Raw genomic sequence first — 22566 nt, forward strand, 5'->3', positions numbered from 1 at the left:
GCGAATGGCCATAGCTCGAAAGTTGCAATTTCATATTTTCAGCATTTAGATTTTCTACCTTGACTCCGACTTTTTGTAGGGAATATATTGAGATCAATATTTTTTCATGAGTTTTTTTCAGTCTTTATGACTTTTCTTTCAAAAAAATGCGATTTTGACCATGATCTACAATAAATAAAAATAGCCTGTGATATCTTTATAGCTTGTGATATCTTCATAGCTTGTGATATCTTTATAAAATTATTTTTGTATTGACTATTTTTCATATTCCAATTAAACGTATCCTGGAAATGTCCTGATTCGGAAGAATTTTCATGCATTGTAGACGAAATCATAAATCGGCTGACTGAATTAAATATCTGTTCTGAAGATCTTTCGTTCTTTCCTTTTGTCATTCTTCTTTTCTGGTTATGACTTTTTGTTTTACTAATCTTAACAACACACGAACCTCAAAAATTTTATATAGTCTTGGGCCTGATTCTGTAGTACAAAATTAAGGGGGTAATGGTTAATTGAATAAGTTACGTCAGGCAGATCCCGAAGTCAGGGAGGATTTGCAGGGAAGAATCGAGGTTTTCGATCAGAGCATAAGAAGTTTTGAAAAACGACTCCGGGCGGTCGAGAGACGCCTTTCTATGGGAGCTTCTCCTGAAATGCAAACTGGCAGAGTTTTCTCAGGAAATTTTACAGGACTTTATCCGGGGGAAAATGCAGGAAGCATCGCTTCACACTCCTCAATTTATCCACAGGTGCCGTCGGTTTCTCCTGAAGCTTCTATTCACGGAAATTCTTTTTTTTCGGATTTAGTCCCTTCAGTTTCGGAAGGAAATATTTCAAATTTTGAATTCAGTGCAGTACTTCCTTCGAGCGAGCCTTCGAATTTTTCTACATTTTCCGGGGAAAATTCCTCCGAAATGTCCGGAGCCAATTCTAAAATCAAGAGCATAAATGAGGTTTTTTCAAGCCTATCCGAAAGTCTCCGTTCCCTTCATGCTGCTCTATCCGAACTTTCGAATTTTACTTATAACAACCTCAAACCCGAAATCGAAAAACTGGATATGGAGTTCCGTAATCTCAAGGTTCAGCAAGATGAAAAAAGTGAGTATATAAAGGAACTTGAATCCCGTTTAGAAATCCTTGAAAACCAGAACAGGTTTACCCTCGGCTCTATGAAAATTCCTTTTGAGATTTCAGGAATTGCCGGGTCTTCAGCGCTTTTCCTTACCGGCTTCCTTGTCTGGTCAGGTAGATGGGATGTCATAAAATCTCCATATTTCTCTGCCGGGCTTGCCTTACTGATGGCAGGAGCCGTTTTCATGAAGTTTTACACGGCCAACCGCAGGAAGAAAGTACTGACAGACAAGTTATGAAAAACAGACAAGTTATGAAAATATAGTCTCTACCGTAAAAATATACTTCAATATTTACTTCAATATTTACCTCATTTTTGGGAGAAACCAAAAGAAGACCCAGAGATGAGATCCAGAGAGAAAGCCAAGAGATGAGATCCAGAGAGAAGACCAAAAAATATATCGTTCCCAATTATTTGGTTGATTGTATTTCCAGAGTACCTTAATACTGTTCACAGCTTTTGTATCCTGTTTCGGTGAAGTTAAGCATATCTTAATCCCGTGAACCAAAAAATAATGTAACTATTCAGTCCAGGTAAGACCGCATCAATAACTTCCTTCATTCAGATTTAACTGGTAAATTTCAGTGATTTTGTCGTCTTTAATTATTATCAAATGATCCTACTTTTTCTTTTTTCATCATTAGTTACCTGGCATATATTACTTCAAAACCAATAGAATCGAACTAATTTTAGATGATTTTTAGATGATTAATAGTTACCAAAAAGATATAAATACTATATTACCTACCGATATATCACTTGCCGATATATCGGAGTGCGAACTATGGAAGAAAGCATCGAGAATAATAAAATGTGTACAGAAATCAGGCGGGCTTTTCTCAAGTATATCGTGCTGAAAATTATTAAAGAGAAACCTACTCATGGTTATGACATCATCAAGACGGTCGAGCTCCGCTCAAACGGGCGATGGACTCCGAGCGCAGGCTCGATCTACCCAATCCTGGAGAAACTTGAGTCAAAAGGATTCATCCAGAGCGAGGGGATCGAACGCAGAAAAGTATACACGATCACTCCCAAGGGAGTGAAAGGACTGGACCGCATGACACAGGAAAAACTGGAGCTCCTGAACGAAATGTCCCGGATCGTCAACAATGTGATTGAAGGTGACGATAACAGTGATGCAAAAGGGGAGGTCGACGATACCCAGGGTGTTATGCAGCAGTCAAAGGCAGCGCAAGACTGTGATTTCCAGGATCAAGAAGATGATAACAATAAAAACGGAAGGTAATAAATTGAGTGAAAATCACAATGGTAAAAGTATTGCATACAAATGGGTTGCACTGTTTAATGTGACCCTTGCATCACTGATGGGCTCTATTAACGGCAGCATTATCCTGATCTCCCTTCCCGCAATATTCAAGGGAATCCATATGAACCCAATGGCTCCGGGTGCATTCCAGTACTTACTGTGGCTCCTGATGGGTTTTGGCCTGGTAACGGCTACACTGCTCCTCACTATTGGCCGGCTGGCGGACATGTATGGTCGGGTAAAATTGTTCCGGCTTGGATTCCTGATATTCGCTATCGGTTCAACCCTGCTCTATCTAACGCCTGGCACAGGCAATGCTGGTGCTCTTGAGCTAGTTATTTTCAGGCTCATACAGGCTGTAGGCAGTGCATTCACTATAGCAAACGGCTCAGCAATTATTACAGATGCATTTCCGGTCAGCGAGAGGGGAAAGGCACTCGGCATAAATATGGTTGCCTTCATGTCCGGCCAGTTCATTGGCTTGCTGCTCGGTGGTGTACTGGCAACGTACAACTGGCGCTATGTTTTCCTGGTCAACATTCCCTTTGCGGTTCTTGGAACAGTGTGGTCCTACTGGAAGATGAAAGATATTTCGTTCCGGGCATCCAGAACCAGCCTCGATATTGTGGGAAACTTACTTTTTGTCGGCGGGCTGACCTCGCTTTTGATCGGTGTCACTTATGCCCTGATGCCTTACGAGCATGATGGTATAACCGATGCAATGGGCTGGAACAACCCCTGGGTAATGGCAGCGTTAGGTATCGGGATCTTATTGCTGATCGCTTTCCCGTTTGTCGAGAGCAAGGTGAAGAACCCTATGTTCAAGCTGGAGTTCTTCAAGATCAGGGCTTTTGCCTACGGGTGTCTCGCCAGTTTTACTGCAGCTATTGCACGAGGTGGTGCAATGTTCATGCTTATTCTTCTGCTGCAAGGGATCTGGCTGCCACTTCATGGTTACAGCTTTGAGGACACACCGTTATGGGCAGGTATCTATATGTTACCTATGACTCTCGGCTTTATGGTCATGGGCCCGATTTCCGGGATGCTCTCGGACAAGTATGGTCCTCGATGGATCGCCACTACAGGGATGGCTATCGTTACATTTGTCTTCGTCGGGCTCTCGCTGCTTCCCTATAACTTTGACTACTGGGAGCTAGGAATACTGATTTTCTTCATGGGTATTGGTAACGGTATGTTTGCCTCTCCTAACAGCTCATCGATAATGAATTCTGTGCCGCCTCAAAACAGGGGTGTCGCGTCGGGCATGTTGTCCACGTTAGCGAACTCAGCCAGTACCCTGAGCATGTCCGTATTCTTCACCGTCGTGATTGTGGGAATTCAAAAAGCTTTCCCAGGTGCAGTTAAGGCTTCGTTAGCCAGCTTTGGGTCTGAACAGATTATCCCTGCTGTGCAACAGCTCGCCAGTTATCTAGCCAGTATGTCACCGACCAACGCTTTGTTCTCTGCTTTCCTGGGCTACAACCCTATGGATTCAGTTCTGAAATCTATGGATTCGAGTATTGTTAGCTCAATACCGCAACAAATCGTGACCACACTGACAAGTAACTACTGGTTCCCGCAGACATTACAGCAGGCATTCATGCCAGCGCTGCGGATTTCGTTCATAATCGGAGCTTTACTCTGTGGTATAGCTGCCGTGCTGTCGGCAATGAGGGGACAAAGGTATGTGTACGAGGCTCACAACTCGGTTAGCAATATTGGTGATCTTGCAGCAGTAGAGGAAACGCATACCTAATGCATTGATTCCAAAGTATGTCAGGAATGAATTTTTTGAAAACCACTGAAAGCACAGAAAACACAGAAATAAGTAGTAAAGGCGTGTTTCTTCCGTGCTTTCCGTGTTTTCCGTGGTTGTAATATCCAGATAGAATCACTCTGCGACCGGCTGTGTTTTCCGTGTTACAGAATACCATGTGACTTGAAAATAATATTTGAGTCGTAAGCCGTAATTATTTCCTTATTATGTACTTGGCAGGAATTATCGCAATGTAACAAGAATGAAAAAACAGGAAGTACGGAGAACAGAAAATAAGGAGAACAGAAAATAAGGAGAATTGGAAGTACGGAGAAATGATGCAGAAACAAGATCCAGTATTTTTTCTGCTTCAGATTCTTCCAGCATAAATATATCCAGAGCAATTCAACTCCGAATCACCTTCAGAAAATAATCGCTGGTGAAATCTCTGTATCCTTCTCTCATTACTTTTATCTTGATGTATCCTTCAGCTTTTCCCGGAGGCAGTTCGGGATTCGAAATTTTCAATATTACATTTCCCTCGAGGTCGGTAACGCCTGAATAGGCTTTCTTCCTATCCAGACTCCAGGCAATCACATTTGCGTCCCCTATACCGCGATTCTCGCTGTCAAACACTTTTACAAGCAAGCTCAGGTTTGTTTCCGTATTACTGCCTCCCTCAGTGGACGGTAAGGAAAGTACACTCATATTTGCTGTAGCATACATAGGTTTTGGAGGAGTAGGGGCATTGCTAAGGGCCGAGAGAACTGCGCAAAATCCTATAAGACCCACAACAGTAAGAAAGGGCAAGGGACACCAGAAGAAGCGCAAAATTATTGTTGTGTATCCCGGGTAGAAAACATGAGATTATATCCAGCAGGTAACCTCCGAGAACTGAAAAAAAAGTAAGAGTTAGGAGACGTCTTCTACTCAGCCAACTGCCCAGAATTTGATTCAAACTATAGTAAAGATACACCAGAGATCGCAATTATAACTGTTTATAAATATTTTTAACGTCTTTGGTAAAGAGATTGTTCTGGTCGCGTTCGTGAGTTATTGATTAATTATGAAACTAATTTTCTTACTAAAAATTCAGACAAGTTTTTCGAAAATACTTAATTCGAACATCTGAAAACTTCCTCAACGCCCGAATGCTCACGAAGTGGGCAGATATCGGGTGGCCACTGCAGAAAATAAGAAAAATTTGCATCGATACTATTGCGTTTACATGTTGGTACATATCAGAAGAAGCCCAAAGAGCTCAGTATGAACGGATACTCGGATATACGGGTTTATTGCAATTTTTATAACATATCATTTTTGACTTTTCGGATAGGCTCTAAATGAAAGTTGTGGGCTGGTGAAGATGTATAGTTTCGCCCTTGCTTGGAGAGGGACAGGATGAATCAATAAGGCCTGCACACGTAGCGCAATTGTTACTTCTTCTTTCTTACATACATGACTGCCCCAAGCACTGCTGCAAGTACCCAGAAAGAGCTTATAAAGGGAGTACTTTTTAATTTAGTATCATTGGATTTTCCTTCCTGCTTACCTGCTGTTCCTGTATTTTCCGTTTTTCCATTATCAACGGTCTTATTTTCGGTTACATTCTCTTCCTGCTTGCTTGCTGTTTGTGTATTTTCTATAGTTTCAGTTTCGTTCGTCTTATTTCCGGCCTGACCTTCTCCTTGCCATTTACCCTGAGCTTTCAACTCCTCGATTACTGCATCTCTATCTGAAAAAGGGTGTTTTCCTGGAACGCCGATACCAACACGGAAAAGTTGTTTATTGAGATCCACATCATTCAGCATTAAGAGAACTGACTCGTTCTGGATGAACTCAACTTCGACTTCGGTCTTTATATTAGTTCCCCTTTCAGATCTCACTTTTATAGTTTCTGTAGGCAGGGGGTTATAAAGCCACTCGCTAACTGTAATTGTAGCAATTGTATGGTCACGAAACATATCAACATTACTTACTGTACCAATAACTATACGGTCAGAGTTGTTTATCTGGTACGGGATTTCTAATGCTTCTGAAGCAAATGAAGCTACTGCGAGATTTAAAGTCAAAAAAAGTAGAACGAATGTAAATAATAACATGGAAAATGAACTTAATCGTTTCATCAAAATTCTCCCATTCCTTATTGTAAAAGATAAAATGATTAATCTCATATTCAACTTATTAATCCTAAAAAATTGTGTAGCCTTTGAAGGCTACTTGAATAGTTAAATTACTTTTAGATTGTACTCAGTAACTCTTCCTGACTAACAGTTTCATCAGGTCTTATAGCTTTTCCATCGTCAGTTAATGTGAATTTGCCCTGCATTGTTCCATGTATTTGTAGATACAGTTAAAGCGCTTGACCAAGAACTCGGAATTGTTGAATCCTTCTGGATATAAGGATGATGAGATTTCCACTTATATCCGGGATATGAATATGCTGATGCCGGAGCTGCCATATTTACTAAAAGAGTAGTTAATAAAAGTACTCCTAACAACATTCTTTTATCATACTTCATTTATTTCACTCCTAGTTATTTTCCCCTAGGAGGCAGAATCAGACAAGCTTAAATATACGCAAAGCTAACATAATCACTGCCTCTTAGGCATACTTTATGGAGGTAGGGCGGTACCTGGAAAACACTTCTGAACTCCATAATCTCTTTTTTATTAAATCCTTTATAAGTTTTCTGTGTAAATATCAAACTGATTGTTTTTAGCATTCCTTTGAGTTAGTAAATGCTTTCTGATCTTTGATTGTTTGAGAGTTTGCACGGAAAGTTTATATAGTCCTGCATGCCGCGAGTATCCTCCAGGTATAACTAAAAAAGAAAGGTATAATTATAAATACTAACTAAGATAAATATTTATGAGATACTCCCTTAAAATAAAAATACTTTTTACTATATTTCAATAAATTAAATAAAAATACTCTATAGATGACGAATTTTTAATAGGAATAAAATTTTTGAGTTTACTAATTTTTATTACTTTAAACAACAAATTTTGGGTCGTATATTAGTAGATGGTTGATATTTTGTGTTTGAGTGTTTTTGCTCAAGTTACATCTGTTTTCTAAGCTTACCTGCATATAGGAAATTAAGTGTACACAAAACAGAAAATGAGAGCGAAAAGCGAATTCGTGAGTACTAGAAGAAATATCAATTGATTATTAATGGACTATCGACCCTTGAAAGATGATTAGTTTTTTAATGGATATTAATCCTTATTTGCCCAATTAAATGTAGTGTCAGTCCTTCCCCAATTAAGATACGTTTGTTAAACAGTTTATTACTACGGGAGTGCAGAGGGTCACGAATACCCCATTCAAATCGTGACCACACTGACAAGTAACTACTGGTTCCCACAGACATTACAGCAGGCATTCATGCCAGCACTGCGGATTTCGTTCATAATCGGAGCTGTACTCTATGGTATAGCTGCCGTGCTGTCGGCAATGAGGGGACAAAGGTATGTGTACGAGGCTTACAACTCGGTTAGCACTATTAACGGTGATCTTGCAGCAGTAGAGGAAACGCATACCTAATATTTGGCATACCGGGTAGGAATTATCGCAACGTAACAAGCATGAAAAACAGAAAATACGGGGAACAGGAAGTACGGAGAACTAGAAGTACGGAGAACAGAAAGTACGGAGAACAGAAAGTACGGAGAACAGAAAGTACGGAGAACAGAAAGTACGGAGAACAGAAAGTAAGGAGAAATGATGCAGAAATAAGATCCAGTATCCTTTTTGCCTCAGACTCTTCCAGCATAAATATATCCAGAGTAATTCAGCCCCGAATCACCTTCTGAAAATAATCGCTGGTGAAATCTCTGTATCCTTCTCTCATTACTTTTATCTTGATGTATCCTTCAGCTTTTCCCGGAGGCAGTTCGGGATTCGAAATTTTCAATATTACATTTCCTTCGAGATCTGTAACCCCCGAATAGGCTTTTTTTCTATCCGGGCTCCAGGCAATCACGTTTGCACCCTTTATACCGCGATTCTCGCTGTCAAACACTTTTACAGGCAAGCTCAGGTTTGTTTCCGTATTACTGTCTCCTTCAGTGGAAGGTAAGGAAAGTACACTCATATTTGCTGTAGCATACATAGGTTTTGGAGGAGTAGGGGCATTGCTAAGGGCTGTAAGAATCGTGCAAAATCCTATAAGACCCACAACCGTAAGCACGACAATCCTTATTGGAAGCCCCAGAGTTCCTGCTTCGTCATGTTTGAATTTATCACGCAGCATGTACGGCTCCTCCTTTCAATTTTACTTTTGGAGATGCACAATCACCTGGTCTTGATGATCATTACAGCATCTTTTTTCTCGTAGTCATAAAAACCGTCAGCCACAATTTTCAGGTCCATTGTTCCCTCATTCTGGTTAGGGTCAAGCCTGACCTCTGCATTATCCGGTGTTGTCAGGGTAGTGAACCCATTAGCATCCGTAGTATTTGATGCTGCTCCACCAAGCCCTCTCAGAATAACGTTTGCATTTCTTACAGGATTTCCGTCGCTGTCAGTTGCCTTTACAACTACGGTTATTGCAAAAGGGTTTTCTGCAGTACTGGCATCAACTATTATTGAGTTTCCGTCCTCGGTGCTTACACCAAGCCCTGCAGATTCCACAAATACCGACATGTCCTTTGTCGGGGTCGGCATGATCGAAATGAGTGTTGCAAGGGCAACCATCCCGACAACCAACATGACTACAATATTTATAGGGAGTTCCATAGCTTTCTCATCATGTCTGATAAATTTAAATTTCTTCATGTTATATCCCCCAAAAACTTTGTTAAATTATTAACACTGGACTTTATTAATATTTTGCTACAGCAGTGTTGTTATCTCTTGAAGCTCTAAAAAAATGCAGATAGGAAGCCTGTAGAAGAGCAAGGTTGTAACTCGGATCTTGAGAGGCCTGACCTGGCTGTATTTCTGAGTTTGAAGAACAAGACGAGCTCATAGAATGTACTTAGAGACTGTAAGATGGTATTAGCTGTAGGCCTCAGGAGAAAACTGATCCACCACATTGATTTTATGTTTCTCTCAAGAAGACATAGGAGAGATCAGAAAGCAGTTTGAAAAGAAGTTTCCTAAAAGTTACTGTGCTTCCTGGAGATTTCTGCTCAGGAAAATTGTAGAAAGTTTGAAGCATCTCCTAATATCAAAACGTTAAATTGTTTTTTAATAAATGGAAAAATAGTCGATAAGAGATGCACTATTTTGGCAAAATCTGAGAGTGCATATAAAGAATTTACTGAATTGAACAAAAGTTACATGGAAAGAATGGATCCAGGTAGTAAGACCGCCGAAGAGTAGCAGTTCATCGATTTGTAGAGTACCAAAAACTGAGAATGAACGCATCTGCCTGGATTCATTTTCATGTGCTATTTCTGGAGACTTTCTAACCTTCGTGTAAAAAATTGGCTCTTCGTCATTTCATATGGGTAGTTTGAAATCTAACTTTCCTAATTTTAGATAGATCATAGTAATAAAATACTTAGTGTTTCGATACCCTCTCGCATTTCTTTTTATTAACTGTACAATACTGTTAATACCTTCCACAACTCCGTTAGTAATCCTGGAATCAAAGTAGTTTAGAATTCCATCCCAATGACTTTTAATGGTTTTAGCAACCTCAATTATTGCCTCTAATCTGCTATGAGTTGCCCAAAAATACCACTTTTTTAGATATTGTTCAGCTTCCTCTCGGCTTTTGCATTCCCAGAACTTTCTAAGACTTTCTTTTATATTATATGCTCTGAATGTATTCAGTTTTTTATTTTGGAGGTTTAAAAGCTTTTTTTTCTGTTTATCAGTTAGATTTTCCTTGTTCGTAATCCATATGAATTTGGTATTTTTGAGTTCCTTGGTTTTTTTTGTTCTTGTATCCTTACTTCATTTAATCCTTCATTCATCGCTTTCATCACATGAAATCTATCGAATGTAATTTTTGCATCTGGAAATTCTTTAGAAATTCCACTGATATATGAGGGAGACATGTCGCAACATACTGATTTAATGTTGCTTTTGTTTCCATTATGATCTTGCAGATCTTTGCTAAAACTGGTAATAGTCGAAGAGTCTTTTCCTTCACAAGCAAATATTACTTTTGAATCTTTTATATCAACAACAAGAGTTATGTATTCATGTCCTTTCTTGCATGAAGTTTCATCTATACCAACAACACATACATCCGATAAATCCTCTTTAGACCTTGCATTGTCAGTGTAATGGTTTATGACTCTCCAAAGTTTCGTGTCATTTTCTCCAAGCAACTTCCCAATTTGTAACACTGGCATTCTTTTTGAGAGCTCCAGGATATGAGCTTCCATTCGAAGAGTAAAGTTGCTTTTTTCGCGAGCCCATGGAACTTTTATTTGGAGAACTCCACATTTTTCACATTCTATTCTTGGAATTCTACAGTATAAATATGTAGAATATTGAAAGTAGTTAATGTGCCGTAACACTTTTTCCTTAGTATCATAAGCTGAGCAGTTTGGTTTGCCACACTTAGGACAGGGAAATTTGGAACCACGTGTAAAATCAATCCAAATATTAAGTTTTTCAGATGTTAAATCAAATTCAGTACTGGTTATTTGCCAAGGGTCTTTGACATTCAAAGGTATTTCAAATGTTTTTTCGCAAATGGGATATCAAACTCCTGCAGTTATTTGTACTAAATAATATAATACTTATTTATATTATATTACTAATATAATAACTTACCCATATTATACAGCGAAGAGCCAAAAAATTGTTTTATTTCCTCAAAAAACGTTATAAAATGATTAATATTAAATTTCATTAATATTTTAATAATATGGTTTCACTCGTTTATTTTTAGCCATACATATCTCCCCATAGCAGAACTCCTTTATATTTTCCTAAAAAAACTATGTATTTATATAGTTCTTTTAACCATAATTTACTTACTGTTGTAGAATAACCTTAACAATCAGAAACGAGGAGAAACAGTTTTTTGACTCAGGAATGCTCTGATGACTCAGACGAATCGGATCGTAACCGTAGTTTCTTGTGTTTTTTAGGACTGCATGAATGGAAGCGGAAAAGCGGTGCATTGTGCTTTTTGCCAACAGTGCTCGAAAAACGCTATGAATGTATACATTGTGGCAAATACAAGGTGACTTTTGAAAGGGAAAATAGCTCTTACAGCCTTCCTGCTGGGAGGTCTTAACTGCAAAAGATTTTACAATCCCTTTATATTTTGTCTAATTTTTTCGTTTCATTTTTATCTTTCTTTTAATTGGTTTCCTTCTGTCCTTCAATTATCTTCGTGCTGTACTTTTCGTTACGCGTAAAGTTAATCTATCTTAACTTAGTTTGTTAGAGCTATGAAAAGAATTGTGATTCTCGATTACGGGCTTGGAAACCTCCGCAGTGTTCAAAAAGGGCTTGAACAAGTCGGATCAAGTCCCGCAATCTCAGGGGATCCTGAGGAGATTCTTGCCGCAGACGGTTTAATTCTCCCGGGCGTCGGCGCTTTTGTGGACGCGATGAAGTGCCTTGACCCCATCAAAGGGACTATAGAAGAATACGCACAGTCAGGCAAGCCGATGCTCGGGATCTGTCTTGGACAACAGGTTCTCATGAGTTCTTCGGAGGAAGGAAAGCTTACTGATGGGCTTAACCTTATTTCCGGAAAGGTGCTGCGCTTTCCAAAGTCCGAGCTAAAGGTGCCTCATATTGGCTGGAATAACATTAAAATCGAGCAGGACCACCCTCTGTTTAAAGGAATTCCTGACAACTCTTTCGTATACTTCGTCCATTCCTACTATGTGGACACAGCGTCTGAAAACACCCTTGCATCCTGCAATTATGGGCTGGACTTTTCAGCGTCTGTCGTAAATTCCAAAGGTAATGTTATGGGTACCCAGTTCCACCCTGAAAAAAGTGGAACTATCGGATTGAAGATTCTGAAAAACTTTGTAGACATGTGCTGAAAGGATTTCTCTAAGGAATTTTCCTTGGCTCAAAATTTATTTTTTCATTTTTTCTGGTTATTTAATTCTGATTCCTGTGCACTTTACACTAAAGTATCTAAAATCAACAGAATACCTAAAATAAATGGATTGATACTTGAATGCCAAACTATCCTGCCCTGCATACCTTTCAGGGCAGAAATATCTGCAAGAGATGGTTACTATGGATATAGAAGGCTACGCAAAACGGGCTCTCAGGGAGAACCCCTCAAATGAAGCAGAGCTTGAGGCAAAGCTGGCTTCAAGAATTCTTGAAATTAAGCATATAAACCCAGATAGGGCTCATGAGATCGCGGCTGCGGTTGTTTGTGAGGCAAAAGCAACACTTGATGTGACAGGTGATGTGTTAAGCCCCACTTTCTCAGGAGTTTCAATGGGAGAATTCGGGGTAGGTTCCAGGGGTACAGGGGATTTTTACGTTCATTCCAAGCTTGGAGAAGTTATAGGCAAGACAGGTGCTGTTGTGGATAGCTCTCAGCTTGATGACTCTGGAGTTGTCAAAATCGGCGAAGACTACCTCGTGGTTACAATTGACGGAATTCATTCTCGCCTGAGCGACTTTCCTTTTCTTTCGGGCTTTCACGTAGCTCGGGCAGCTCTGCGTGATATATACGCTATGGGAGCTCGCCCCCTGGCAATGCTTTCCGACATTCATGTAGCAGACGACGGAGATGTAGCAAAGATCTTCGACCATATTGCAGGAATAACCACGGTCTCGGAACTTACCGGAATACCTCTTATTACAGGAAGCACGCTTCGAATCGGCGGGGACATGGTCATAGGTGAACGCATGACAGGCGGAGTTGGAGCTGTAGGCATAACCTCTTCTCTGACCTCGCGGAACCGGACCGAAGCGGGAGACCTCATCCTTATGACAGAAGGCGCAGGTGGGGGTACGGTTTCCACAACTGCACTTTACTATGGGATGCATGAAGTTGTGGAGGAAACCATTAATATCCGTTTCCTGGAAGCCTGCGAGGTCCTGTTGCAGTCCGGACTGCATAAGAAAGTCCATTCGATGACTGATGTAACCAACGGCGGGATCAGGGGAGATGCAAAAGAAATTTCAAAGACCGCGAGGGTAAAACTGGTCTTTGAAGAGGAAAAGATAAGGGCTCTTGTGAACCCAAAGGTGCTTTCAATGCTTGAAAGCCTGAAAATCGACTATCTTGGAGTTTCTCTCGATGCCCTGCTTATAATTGTTCCCCCTGCATATGCTGATGAAATTCTTGATACTGTCAGAGCTGCAGATATTAAAATTGATGTCATAGGGCGTGTTGAGGAAGGAAACGGAGCTGAAATCTTCTTAAATGGTGAATGCCGGGACTTCACACCAAGGTTTAGAGAGTCTGCATATACACCAGTTAAAAAAGTTCATGGAGAAGAGAATCCCAGGGACTTTGAAGAAATGAAAGCAGCAATTGATAAGGCCGCTCTTGAAGCTATTGAAAAGAAACAGAAAGTCCTCGAAAAAATAAGAAGCAAATAAAGCCTTTTTTTCAAAGGCTTTTAAAAAAGGCTTTAGCGAAAAAAATGTTTAAATTAGATGTCTAAATTACTTAACACATTTTAGTCAAAAGCCTTTTCAAGTTTTTTAAAAGGCGTAAAAGAAAAAAAATTGAGCCGGAGGAGAGGGGATAATTACATTTTTCTTTTTACTAAAAGGGTTTCCCTTACTTTTCCAGTAATTTCGACCTCTACCTTCGGTTCAATTTCCTCTTCTGAATGAGCTTTCCAGTATTCTCCTTTATAGCGGACAAAGCCTGCTTTTTGAGGCCCTAAAGGGTCTATAGTTTCGGCAATTTCCCCTATAAACTCCCCAATAACCGGTTTTTTATTTCTGATCTCTGTTACTTTGTAGATTGCAAAAACCAGGAACAATCCGAAAACAACCGTTGGGGCAACGACGGTCAGGGCAAGAACCTTTCGAAATTCTGGGGTGTAAATATTTTCGCTTCCCATGGGTACAAGGAGTATACTTCCTATTATGAGACTGATTAGGCCCGCAAACCCAAATATCCCAAATCCAGGTACTTTAATCTCAATGATCAGAAGTCCTATTCCTAAAAGAATAAGGAAAATTGCCCCTATATTAATATCAAAGCCTGTGCCTATCAACCCGAGTGCGATTGAGATGAGTCCAAAAACTTCTGCTCCTGCTCCCGGACTTGAGATTCCAAAAATTAGCCCGTAAATTCCCAGGGTCAAAAGAAGGGATGAGATAATCGGGTTTGAAATCAACCCTAAAAGGGAGAGAGAAAGTGGAGATTCATAATTTTCTATCCCTGCATTTTCGGTTTGCAGGACTTTTCCTTTTACCTCCTGCCCGTCAATCTGTGTCAGCAAATTCGGGATAGAAGGTGCTACATATTCTATTACGTTGCTCTTCAGAGCTTCCTGTGCGTCAAGATTTTTATTTTTCGTTATGACTTCTTCTGCAAAGGTCTCGTTTCTCCCGTGTTTACTGGCTGTTGCAACCGAAAATTTGACAAGAGCATTTATTATTTTCTCTTCTGTTATGGGTTTTGTCCCTTCTGCCGACATCTGAACGGGCTGAGCTGATCCTATAACCGTGAAAGGCGCCATTGCAGCGATATCGGTTCCCATGAGGATGAGAGTCCCGGCTGACCAGGCTTTACCACTTTCGGGCACATACCCGATAACAGGCACGCTCGCATTCTCAATTGCGCTTATGACTGTTTGAGTTTCATCCAGGCCTCCACCTGGAGTATTCAAGCTAATTACAAGGGCCTCAAAATTTTCATTTTCAGCTTTTTCTATGGCATCTGCTATAATATCATCTGAAGCTGGTGTAATAGCCTCGGATATTTCAAGCACAAGTACTTTCTGTTGAGGTCCTGCATCCACAGAGGGTATAGAAACGGCTATGAGGATGAAACATAGGAAAAAAATAAAGAAGAGATTTGGACCTCTTTCTACAGACATGGTTACCGGTCTTTTCTTGCTCATTCATTTCCTTCAGTTCTTTTGCTGTTATTATCCTTTTTTAAGCTTATTTTTGTTTACTGCTCTTTTCTTTCCGCAATAGCCGTAGATAAAGCCGCTATATTTCCGGTTTCAAGAGCCTGGGATTGGGTAACTACTATGAGGTTCTTTTCCCTGGCAATCTCGGCTAAAGTTTGTAGCTCCCTCAGCTTGATTGCTGCGGGCACACCTTCATAGCAAATTGCAGCTTCTCTCATTTTCTGCGCAGCCTGGGATTCTCCTTCCGCAAGGATAATTCTGGCACGCTTTTCTCTTTCGGCTTCAGCCTGTTTGGCAATTGCTCTTTTCATCGTATCAGGCAGGGCAACGTCTCTAATTGTAACTCCTGTAACCTTGATCCCCCAGGGATCTGTAGACTTGTCCAGAAGCTCTTGAATTTGTTTATTGATACTTTCTCTTTCCGAAAGCAGCTCATCAAGTTCCATCTGTCCCATAACGTCTCTCAGGGTAGTCTGTGAGAGGGTAGAAGTCGCAAACATGTAATTTTCAACCTGAGTTATGGCAGCTCCAGGTTCTATGACCTTGTAATAAACAACCGCATCAACCTCAACCGTGACGTTATCCCTGGTGATTACAGCCTGCTTGGGTACATCGATTGCAACAACTCTCAGATCTATTTTTAAGGCTCTGTCGACAATTGGGATAATCAAAAAAATTCCAGGGCCTTTTACGCCACTGAGACGTCCCAACCTGAAAATAACTACTCTCTCATATTCGTTAACCATTTTTATTGATTGTGAGAGTATTAATATTACAACTAATAATACAGGAAGGTAGATTTGACTGGCAAAGATGCTCATAATTTTTATGACCTCTTATTCCATTAATATTTAAATTAGACTTAATAATAACTAAGTATTCTTTATTCGGATAATCAATAATAAACTTTCTATAAAATAAGTATTCATAATTCAAAAATTTTGCACCCTGCACTCTAGAAACATCTGAAAAGCTTATATTATTATTGTATTATTTATTATTTCTTCCTTCTCTATATCTTCATTGACCTCAGTTTTTCAGATTTTGAGCAATACCGGAGAAGGAAAAATGTCAAAAATGCAGATGCCTGATTGGATGAAATTATGAAGAAACTTTGAGAGACTCATTCTGAGAAATACTTGTCTCTGAAAACACTTATATTTGGAACATAGAAAATATAAAACAGGGAAAAGTGAGTTAACAGGGAAAAAGAACCAGAATGATATTGATTTTTGGCCCTGATAAGGCCGCAGAGTTAGATCAGCATACTTAAAAGCTGACACTAAGAACGAGAAACACTGTCAGGTTCAGAAACTTATTCTGAGCCACAAACAGTAAGTCAAGAAAACGCAGGTTCGGAAGAACCATTGGTGTTGATACTAATGAGTAAGGAATGTCCAGACTGCCACGGACGTGGCTATGAAGTTGTTTCAACTGAAATCTGCCCTCAGTGTAAGGGCAAAGGTAAATCAAAATCAATTGATTTCATGAAAATGTCAGAAAAAAATATTGACAGCATTTTAAAAAATGGTGCTGCCTGTGAGAAATGTAAAGGCGCTGGAAGTATCGAAGTAACTACTCCCTGTAAAACCTGTAAGGGGCTGGGGAAGATATACACATGCAAGATTTGTGGAGCACGTATTGAGAACCCCCAGGATCCCGATGAAGAAGTATGCGATTCCTGTGCTCATTCTCAGTATGTTTATGCCCTTGATGAGTCCTGCGACCTTAAAGATGTGGAAGCAGGAAAACTTTATCATGGGGTAGTGAGCAGTAAAGCGTCTTTTGGGGTATTTGTGGACCTTAACCCTCACGTAAGAGGGCTTATGCATTCTAGCAATGTCGGAGTTCCTCCAGAAGTGGGAGATGCCGTGATTGTACTGGTAAAAAGCATTAAGGCCGGAGGAAAGCTTGATCTGATCCCTAAAACCCTTAAAAAATACGAAACTGTCGAGATTGAAAAAGAGCTTCCGCTCAAAAATTCAGCTGAAATCGACTCCAGTATGAAGGGCAGGCTCCTCAGAATTGAAGGAGAAGTAATTCAGGTAAAGCAGACCAGCGGGCCCACGATTTTTACAATTAGCGATGAGGGAGGCTTTGTGCCCTGTGCAGCCTTTGAGAGCGCAGGGAAAAGGTCCTATCCGCATATTGACATAGAAATGATTGTTTCCATTACCGGAGAAGTGACTTTGCGAGATGACCAGATCCAGATCGAGGTCATGAGCATGAAATTGCTGACCGGAGAGAAGGAAGCAATTGTCAGGGGCAGAGTTGAGAGAGAAATTGACAAAAAGGCAGCTCCTGCGGATATTCCTTTCCTTGTCAAAAGCGAGATTATGGAGAAACTTAAACCCAGGATGCTCCATGTAGCCAAAGAAATCAAAAGAGCTATTCTCCATTCAACCCCGATTATTCTAAGGCATCATGCCGATGCCGATGGCATTACCTCGGCAATTGCAATTGAAAGGGCCATCCTGCCCCTTATTACGGAAATCGGAGGAATGGATGCAGAGTATTACTTCTACAAGCGTGCCCCGTCCAAAGCTCCTTTTTATGAACTTGCCGATGTTACGAGGGATATTTCGTTTGCACTTGAAGATCTTTCCAGGCACGGTCAGAAAATGCCTCTTGTAATCCTGGTAGACAACGGATCAACGGAAGAAGACGTACCTTCAATGCGGCAGGCCAAAGTCTATGGAATCGACATGCTTGTTATCGACCACCACCATCCGGATGAGATTGTTGACCAGTACCTTATAGGGCATGTAAATCCTGCGCATGTGGGAGGAGATTTCGGGGTTACTGCCGGAATGCTCTGTGCTGAAGTTGCTCGTATGATCAATCCCGATATTAGCGACACAATAAAACATCTTCCAGCGGTTTCGGCAGTTGGAGACCGTTCAGAGGCTCCGGAAGCTGAGAGGTATATCTCTCTTGTCTCGGACCGTTATAACCTTGAAGAGCTGAAAGAAATGGCTCTGGCTCTGGACTATGAGCAGTTCTGGCTGAAATTCAGTAGTGGAAAGGGCATTATCGACGACATCCTGGATCTCGGGGATCATGAAACCCATAAAAACCTGGTTTCCCTGCTCTGCGAACAGGCAAATACCATGATCCAGGACCAGCTTGAGACCTGCCTCTTTAATGTAAAGTCTCAAAAACTGTCAAATGGAACTATCATGAACGTGATAGACGTTGAAAACTACGCCCAGAAGTTCACCTTCCCGCCACCAGGAAAGACCTCAGGAGAAGTTCATGACGTGCTTACCAAAAGATATCCGGATAAACCTGTGGTAACCATTGGCTACGGTCCTGATTTTGCGGTCATCCGTTCAAAGGGTGTGCTCATGAATATTCCGAAAATCGTCAGGGAACTCCGGGAAGAAATGAAAGGTGCAGGCGTCAGCGGAGGAGGACATCTGGTTGTAGGAAGTATCAAATTTGTAGAAGGAATGAGGACTGAGGTGTTATCAAGGCTTGCTGAAAAGATAGGAGCCACCGATGTCGAATATTAAAGGGCTTTAATAGCCTCTTTCCTTCCTTTGCTTCTATTCTGGATAGAAAAATTCTATTTTTAAATAGTCTATTTTTAAGAAATTGAGTTTTTAAGAAATTGAGTTTTTAAGATATTGAGTTTTTAAGAAATTGAGTTCTTAAGAAATTGAATTTTTAAGAAATTGAGTTTTTAAGATATTGAGTTCTCAAAAAGTTATAATCTTAAAATATGCCCTCTTAAGAAGTTCTAATTTTTACACAAAATTTCCTTGAAAATGACTCGTTATTTGAAAATGACTCGTCAAACTATTTTTCATAAAAAATAATAAAGACAATCTTAATTAAACACTAATTTTAAAAAATGCTGCAAGTTATGGGAAACCTCTCACTTGGAAAGGCTCCCATACAAAAGAGTATTAACAGTTTATCCTTGCTTTGCTTTTTAGTCCAGGCGTACAATCCTTACAAGAGACTGGATCGGGACATTAGCAATCATATCTGCGCCTTTTTTATCTACAAGAACTGCTACAGCTCTTGGTTTTGCGCCCATTTCCCGAAGCTGCTCAATGACTTCCATAGTTGTGGAACCTGTGGTAATAACATCGTCTACGATCACACAGTTCTTGCCGGCAACGCCTCCGAAGTTTCTGCTTATTGTTCCTTTCTGGCCTGGCTGGACTACATCCTGTCCTTTACGGGAATGATATAGAGCAAAGTCAGCTCCCAGTTCATTTGCCATCATGCTTGCTAGGGGAATGCCACTGGCAGCGACACCGACAACAACGTCAACTTCGGCGTTTGTTTTTTCCAGAGTCTCAAGCACCATATCGCAGAGCGCAAGCGAGATGTAGTGGAGCCGTGTAGCACTTTTTCCTATGCTGCTCCAGTTTACGGAAATATCCTTCGGAGCGGGGGCTGCTACTTCTTTTTTTGAACGGGTTAAAAGCCAGGTAACCGTTTCCCTTGAAACGTTGAGTTCGTCGGCAATCTGGCCGGTTACAAGCCCGTTACTCTGCAATTCCACAGCTTTCTGGATTAAATCTTCTATGTTCTTCATGCCTCCATTCCCACCTGAATTTTTATCTGGCTGTATTTTTCGGCACTTTATTAGGTACTTTATTAGGCACTTTTTCGGCACTTATTAGGCACTTTTTACAACTAATTCACAACGTTTGCCTCGAATACTGCCTGGAAAACTATATTCAAATGTACATTCTCTCAATTAAAGACACTATTACATTATCAAGCATTATATCTTTTTCTTCAGCTCAAGAGTAACTCTTTTCTTTTCTACTTTTTTTCCTTTTTTTCTTGAGGGGAGAACCGCAGATAGGGCAGACATCCCCTTTGTCAAAAGTCTTTTTGCAACCTATACACTGCTTTTGCCAGATAATAATATCCTTTATTTTTTTCTGGGCAATGGGCTTAACCTGAATCCCAAGCTGCACAGCAACGTTCTGGACTGCATAATCATCCGTAAGCAATATGCCCCTATCCCTGTATTCAAGAGCTTTTGCGAGGATTTCCAGGTCCGTTTTTGAGAGCTCTTCGGAGTCCCGCGTGTGCTCAGCCATTTTCCGAACTTCTTTTACCATTTCAGGCTCTGGCCATTCCACACGTAACCCACCTTCTTTTGCAAGATCAAAACGAAGCTCGGAATCCTTACTTTTCAATTCATCCGCAACCGAAGGAACGGTAATTATGAGAGAACTGTCCAGGTCACAGTTTCCCATTATAAAAACAGCTGAGTCTGCTATGTAATAGGTCATTTTTCTTCTCTTTTCTCTTTTAGTATATAATTGATTCCCGTCTGGGTCCCATCTTGGCAGAGTTGCGGCTCTACAGCCTAAGTTCTGTCTCAGGAAGACTGTGCTCTGTTCAACAGTTGGTAGCTCTGTAGTGTACCCAAAATTCCGCATAGAGAGCACGAAATCTGTTTTGCTCAATTCGACTGCTCAAGAGGACTAATCTCATGCGAAGTTTTAAACTCTACATTTCCAACACGCACTGAAGCCATTTAGTAACATGTATACGTTGCAAAAGTAATATTATTGTGCCATTATTGTGCCATTATTGTGCCATGCATCAAATTAAAAAAAATTCACTAAGTTTTATATTTAAAAACTTATTTTTCCATCTTATTTCTACTTTTCCGGATGAGCTAAACTTTCGCATGACGAAGAAATATGTTCAAGATAATTAATCTGGTTTTCAGGTTAAATTCTGTCCGCTATAGTTATCAAAATTATGCCTCAGATGCCTGTTCCTTTTATTTATAAAGAAAATGATTATTAAAAAAAGCCAATACGGAACGGCTGCTTACAACATACAACTAGAAAACTTAAAGTGATATCGTCAATTTATTGAAAGATCTAAGGAATTTAAAATGAAAGAAAAAGATAAAATGTTAGAAGGCAAACCGTATAGAGCTTTTGGGGAAGAACTGGTCGCAGAACGTCAGGCTGCAAAGGAATTGATTTTTGAGTTTAATGCTCTGCACCCCAGCAAAATTGAGCAACGCGATAAGATCATTAAAAGACTTTTTGGCAAAACGGGTAAAAACTTCATTATTGAACCGCCCTTTCGCTGCGATTATGGATACAATATCTCCATAGGGGAGAATTTCTATGCCAATTATAATTGCACGATTATCGACTGCGCTAGAGTTACCATCGGTGACAACGCTTTTATCGCACCCAATGTGAGTCTTTTTACCGCAGAACATCCCATACATCCCGACATACGGAATGACCAGTTGGAATATGCCATTCCTATTTCCATAGGCAACAATGTTTGGCTTGGCGGTGGCGCTATTGTGAATCCGGGTGTTACTATTGGCGATAACACTGTAATCGGTTCAGGAAGTGTAGTGACAAAGGATATTCCGGCCAATGTAATAGCTGTTGGCAATCCGTGTAGGGTGAAACGCAAAATTACAGAGAAAGATAAAACTAATTTTTTGGAGATGTTATATAATGAATAAAAATATACTGATACTTACTGGTAGTCCACGAGATAATGGAAATAGCGATATGCTAGCAGATGCCTTTATGAAAGGAGCAAAGGAAAAGGGGCATACCGTAAATAAAATCAAAGCGGCAAAACTCAATGTTAGTGGATGTAAGGCCTGTATTATGTGTTGGACAAAAGATGGAGCCTGCGTTCAATGTGACGATATGAAAGAAATTGAACCACTACTTGAAAGTGCAGATATGCTTGTACTGGTTTCCCCGTTATATTTCTTTGGAATTTCTGCACAGTTAAAGGCTGTAATTGACAGGTTTTGTGCCTACTGTGTGGACAGCCGTAAAAAATCTCTCCTAGTAAAAGAATCTGCTTTAATTATGTGTGGAGAGTGCGATGAAGAACGATTTTTCAGTGGTGCCATAGACACTTACAAGTATACGGCAGATTATATGAAATGGGAAGACAGAGGTATCTTAATAGCTACCAGCGTCTCAGCAAAAGGAGATATTTTACAGGGAGATTGGCTAACTAAAGCGCAAGCCTTTGGCACTAGCATTTAAATAACTTATCCTTTATCACAAACCGGGTTTCGCTACCCGAATTGCATTTCGGGAGTCCGTTGTCCTTTTAGCTACGCTTCACTCAAGAGGACTAATTTATGGTTTTGAGTCTTGCTCCTCTTAAATAGATTAATTTACGGTCCAGGATTGTTTTTTCATTGTTTTATCCGGAATTACGCCTTAGAATAACAAGAAAAGGTTATTATTAATTCAAAAAAACGAATTGGATATTTCAGGCTCTTCGTCATTCCCTGTGGATAAAACAATTTTCAATTCGAGACCGCATTGGTTTTTATGAGAATATTATGAGAATATTATGAGAATATTATGAGAATATTATGAGGATATTATGAGGATATTATGAGGATATTATGAGGATATCCAC

The 22566-nt window shown here is 40.2% G+C and carries 18 protein-coding genes and 1 pseudogene; 9 read left to right on the top strand and 10 right to left on the bottom strand.

Annotated features, from left to right (window positions below; translation table 11 throughout):
• The first annotated feature begins 512 nt into the window (after positions 1-512).
• The 3 genes from MSVAZ_RS11975 (at position 513) to MSVAZ_RS11985 (ending at position 4158) form a co-directional block, all read left to right on the top strand.
• Entirely contained in the window at positions 513-1370 is an 858-nt protein-coding gene (locus MSVAZ_RS11975; protein WP_048121265.1) for a hypothetical protein, read from the top strand.
• A 546-nt stretch (positions 1371-1916) separates the two neighbouring features.
• Positions 1917-2381: a PadR family transcriptional regulator gene (locus MSVAZ_RS11980; protein ID WP_084626134.1), complete on the top strand. Its 465-nt coding sequence runs from the start codon at positions 1917-1919 to the stop codon at positions 2379-2381.
• A 4-nt stretch (positions 2382-2385) separates the two neighbouring features.
• Positions 2386-4158 (top strand): MFS transporter, encoded by a 1773-nt coding sequence (locus MSVAZ_RS11985; RefSeq protein ID WP_198146745.1) that lies wholly within the window; start codon positions 2386-2388, stop codon positions 4156-4158.
• Between the two features lie 405 nt (positions 4159-4563).
• On the opposite strand, the gene MSVAZ_RS11990 is transcribed toward MSVAZ_RS11985, so the two are convergent.
• The 3 genes from MSVAZ_RS11990 to MSVAZ_RS12000 form a co-directional block, all read right to left on the bottom strand.
• The gene (locus MSVAZ_RS11990; RefSeq protein WP_052727971.1) at positions 4564-4968 is read right to left on the bottom strand and encodes a carboxypeptidase regulatory-like domain-containing protein; all 405 of its coding nucleotides are present in this window, start codon (positions 4966-4968) and stop codon (positions 4564-4566) included.
• 626 nt (positions 4969-5594) lie between these two features.
• A complete protein-coding gene (locus MSVAZ_RS11995) occupies positions 5595-6284 on the bottom strand; it encodes a hypothetical protein (RefSeq protein WP_084626135.1) in 690 nt (229 codons plus the stop codon).
• 177 nt (positions 6285-6461) lie between these two features.
• The gene (locus tag MSVAZ_RS12000) at positions 6462-6680 is read right to left on the bottom strand and encodes a hypothetical protein (protein ID WP_048121272.1); all 219 of its coding nucleotides are present in this window, start codon (positions 6678-6680) and stop codon (positions 6462-6464) included.
• An 815-nt stretch (positions 6681-7495) separates the two neighbouring features.
• Between MSVAZ_RS12000 and MSVAZ_RS20430 the strand changes: the two genes are divergently transcribed.
• On the top strand, positions 7496-7708 hold the full coding sequence (locus MSVAZ_RS20430; RefSeq protein ID WP_232316083.1) for a hypothetical protein: 213 nt from the start codon (positions 7496-7498) through the stop codon (positions 7706-7708).
• Between the two features lie 247 nt (positions 7709-7955).
• On the opposite strand, the gene MSVAZ_RS12010 is transcribed toward MSVAZ_RS20430, so the two are convergent.
• The 3 genes and pseudogenes from MSVAZ_RS12010 to MSVAZ_RS12020 all read right to left on the bottom strand — a co-directional run bounded on the left by MSVAZ_RS12010 (position 7956) and on the right by MSVAZ_RS12020 (position 10821).
• The gene (locus MSVAZ_RS12010; protein WP_048121276.1) at positions 7956-8417 is read right to left on the bottom strand and encodes a peptidase associated/transthyretin-like domain-containing protein; all 462 of its coding nucleotides are present in this window, start codon (positions 8415-8417) and stop codon (positions 7956-7958) included.
• Between the two features lie 41 nt (positions 8418-8458).
• Entirely contained in the window at positions 8459-8941 is a 483-nt protein-coding gene (locus tag MSVAZ_RS12015; protein WP_048121279.1) for an Ig-like domain-containing protein, read from the bottom strand.
• 669 nt (positions 8942-9610) lie between these two features.
• Positions 9611-10821 (bottom strand): annotated as a pseudogene (locus MSVAZ_RS12020) (ISL3 family transposase).
• 705 nt (positions 10822-11526) lie between these two features.
• On the opposite strand from MSVAZ_RS12020, the gene hisH reads away from it, so the two are divergent.
• On the top strand, positions 11527-12135 hold the full coding sequence (hisH, locus tag MSVAZ_RS12025) for an imidazole glycerol phosphate synthase subunit HisH (RefSeq protein WP_048121280.1): 609 nt from the start codon (positions 11527-11529) through the stop codon (positions 12133-12135).
• A gap of 202 nt (positions 12136-12337) precedes the next feature.
• On the top strand, positions 12338-13663 hold the full coding sequence (locus tag MSVAZ_RS12030; protein WP_048123982.1) for an AIR synthase-related protein: 1326 nt from the start codon (positions 12338-12340) through the stop codon (positions 13661-13663).
• A gap of 152 nt (positions 13664-13815) precedes the next feature.
• Here MSVAZ_RS12030 and MSVAZ_RS12035 read toward each other — a convergent pair whose 3' ends face one another.
• Complete coding sequence (locus tag MSVAZ_RS12035; RefSeq protein WP_232316084.1) at positions 13816-15144, bottom strand: NfeD family protein; 1329 nt, start codon at positions 15142-15144, stop codon at positions 13816-13818.
• Between the two features lie 53 nt (positions 15145-15197).
• Positions 15198-15980 carry a slipin family protein gene (locus MSVAZ_RS12040; protein WP_048121282.1) on the bottom strand — a complete coding sequence of 261 codons (783 nt, stop codon included), beginning with the start codon at positions 15978-15980 and terminating at the stop codon, positions 15198-15200.
• Between the two features lie 561 nt (positions 15981-16541).
• On the opposite strand from MSVAZ_RS12040, the gene MSVAZ_RS12045 reads away from it, so the two are divergent.
• The gene (locus MSVAZ_RS12045; protein ID WP_048121284.1) at positions 16542-18674 is read left to right on the top strand and encodes a DHH family phosphoesterase; all 2133 of its coding nucleotides are present in this window, start codon (positions 16542-16544) and stop codon (positions 18672-18674) included.
• Between the two features lie 422 nt (positions 18675-19096).
• On the opposite strand, the gene MSVAZ_RS12050 is transcribed toward MSVAZ_RS12045, so the two are convergent.
• Together MSVAZ_RS12050 and MSVAZ_RS12055 are read right to left on the bottom strand one after the other, a co-directional pair.
• The gene (locus MSVAZ_RS12050) at positions 19097-19711 is read right to left on the bottom strand and encodes an orotate phosphoribosyltransferase-like protein (protein ID WP_048121286.1); all 615 of its coding nucleotides are present in this window, start codon (positions 19709-19711) and stop codon (positions 19097-19099) included.
• Positions 19712-19922: 211 nt separating this feature from the next.
• Complete coding sequence (locus MSVAZ_RS12055; RefSeq protein ID WP_048123986.1) at positions 19923-20423, bottom strand: NOB1 family endonuclease; 501 nt, start codon at positions 20421-20423, stop codon at positions 19923-19925.
• A gap of 617 nt (positions 20424-21040) precedes the next feature.
• On the opposite strand from MSVAZ_RS12055, the gene MSVAZ_RS12060 reads away from it, so the two are divergent.
• Both MSVAZ_RS12060 and MSVAZ_RS12065 read left to right on the top strand, forming a co-directional pair.
• The gene (locus MSVAZ_RS12060) at positions 21041-21637 is read left to right on the top strand and encodes a sugar O-acetyltransferase (protein ID WP_048121288.1); all 597 of its coding nucleotides are present in this window, start codon (positions 21041-21043) and stop codon (positions 21635-21637) included.
• On the top strand, positions 21630-22181 hold the full coding sequence (locus tag MSVAZ_RS12065; protein ID WP_048121290.1) for a flavodoxin family protein: 552 nt from the start codon (positions 21630-21632) through the stop codon (positions 22179-22181). Before MSVAZ_RS12060 ends, MSVAZ_RS12065 begins: the two co-directional genes overlap by 8 nt.
• Positions 22182-22566 lie beyond the last annotated feature (385 nt).

Origin of the sequence: Methanosarcina vacuolata Z-761 (assembly GCF_000969905.1) — an archaeon.
GTDB lineage: Archaea > Halobacteriota > Methanosarcinia > Methanosarcinales > Methanosarcinaceae > Methanosarcina > Methanosarcina vacuolata.